At 77.9% G+C, this 249-nt stretch carries 1 protein-coding gene; it reads right to left on the minus strand.

Features of this window, described 5'->3' with window-relative positions:
* On the minus strand, positions 1 to 249 hold a 249-nt coding region (locus KVT44_RS56490), incomplete at both ends, for a hypothetical protein (RefSeq protein WP_217577078.1).

Below are 249 nucleotides of genomic sequence, written 5' to 3' on the forward strand. Positions count from 1 at the left end.
GGGCCGCCGAGGCGGGGCCCGGTGCACGCCCGGGCCGGGGGACGATGTCGGGAGCCGACCACGCCCGGTCGGCATCGCCGACGGGCGGGGACCGCGTGATCGCATCGAAGCGGTACCCCGTGGCGGAGCGCTCCACCTTGCCGACGACGTCGACCTCGAACGTGACGCTGCGGCCCCCTTCGACCTCGAGACCGGCCAGTGCGTCCCGCGCCGGCTGCGCGGGCGCGACGTGGGATGCCGCAGCCGCCG

Source organism: Streptomyces sp. GbtcB7 (assembly GCF_019091445.1).
Taxonomy (GTDB): domain Bacteria; phylum Actinomycetota; class Actinomycetes; order Streptomycetales; family Streptomycetaceae; genus Streptomyces; species Streptomyces mirabilis.